This window comes from Vibrio sp. 10N.261.51.A4 (assembly GCF_041471945.1).
Lineage (GTDB): Bacteria > Pseudomonadota > Gammaproteobacteria > Enterobacterales > Vibrionaceae > Vibrio > Vibrio crassostreae_C.
Genome location: NZ_JBFRPJ010000063.1, coordinates 1 through 1,503, shown reverse-complemented (window position 1 = coordinate 1,503; position 1,503 = coordinate 1). Strand labels below are relative to the sequence as shown.

The following is a 1,503-nucleotide window of genomic DNA, read 5'->3' as shown; positions in this document are numbered from 1 at the left end:
CTGTCTCTTGATCACAAGTCTGGTTAATCAAGAGACTTAGCGAGTTCATACCCTTCAAGGATGGTTTGTAACCTAAACCATCCTTGCCATAACGTCTTTATAGAAGCGCGCCCCGTTCGCTTGGTATTCTTCCAACCACCTAACCGAGCAATACCGTTGTAAGCCCATGATATATTAGGCGCTTCTTTCGGTAGTTCTTTCTTCTCCAACTTGAGCCACATTAACTTCCACGCTTTGCCTCTTAATACCCGCTCACAGCTGGTCTTAGATAACTCGTCTGATTCATTCATAAACCTCAACTGGAGTAACCGAGTCGCGATAAAAGCCAAAATAACGCTGAGCCTCTCTAAGTTGTCCTTACTTTGCATTCTCAGTTGCTCAACCTCTGTCCCTTCACTTTTCCAGACTTTATGAAAATCTTCTATCAGCCAGCGCCGCTCATAATAACTGACGATTTTGAGTGCCTCTTCCTTGCTCGTTATCGGCTCAGAAGTCAGTAAGTGCCATACGAGCTTATCGCTACTCTCTCCTTGTTCTATACATCCCACGTAGTAAAGCGGAATGTTATCGAACTCTTTCTTGTTAGCAGGAGACTTGAGTGTCACGGGGGCATATTTGATATCTAAATGAGCCTTGCGAGCTTTACGCCCCCCTTTTTGCGGTATTTCGAGCACTTTCTCTCCGGCTGATAACAGGGTAGAGGCATAGCTATAAAGACGATTATCATGCTCTTCAATACAGCGGCTTTGCATTGAGCGAACGATGAACCTTTGTTGTTGCTCTCGCTTGTAAGTGAGGTATTCAAATAGGTCGGCTTCTCTATCGCACACAGAAATGACATCCGAAATTTTATCGCCAAGTCGCTCAGCGACATGGCGAGAGGCTTGTTCCCACTTATAACTTTCTTTCTCTTTGTATGGTCGAGTCGCATGCTGGTGCCTTTGGCCTCGCTTTTCTATATCACGAGTCCAGCGCTGTTGTTCAATTAAACCAATAACAGATTGAGTGTCGGGAGCAAAAAGTAAGGTTGAGTGTACGAACATGGCGCGATGTCGGTTGCCTTGATTGGAGTGCCCGAGTTCATCTCGAATGCTGCGATGGGAGTAACTGAGAGAAGTGGTGTCTTCTAAGGCAAGAAGTGTTTGTTGCTCTAATGCTTCTTGTGCGGTGACATAAAACCCCGCTTCTGCGATATCTTCTGCTTTGATTTGCTCATTACGGATGAAGCGATAAGCCCCTTCCATTTCAGCAGGGGAGATAATGAGTTTCGAGACGGGTACACCAGGTTGCTCGGCCAGTGAGGCTGCGAGAGTAACGAGTCTTTGAGTGCGTCTAGGGTCATTTAGGTGGGCTTGACCGAACTGTTTTTGTGCCCAGAGGGTTGGCTCTATATAGGTCATGATAATCATCCTTGTCATTGCTTAGATGATCAGATCATGAAACCTAAAAATAGTTCAAAAAAAATCCCCAAGCGTGGCTTAGGGATTTGTGTATAAGAGACAG

General features: G+C 45.5%; 1 protein-coding gene. It reads right to left on the bottom strand.

Features of this window, described 5'->3' with window-relative positions:
- Positions 1 to 23: 23 nt before the first annotated feature.
- Complete coding sequence (locus tag AB4384_RS14220; RefSeq protein ID WP_102319739.1) at positions 24 to 1,400, bottom strand: IS4 family transposase; 1,377 nt, start codon at positions 1,398 to 1,400, stop codon at positions 24 to 26.
- Positions 1,401 to 1,503 lie beyond the last annotated feature (103 nt).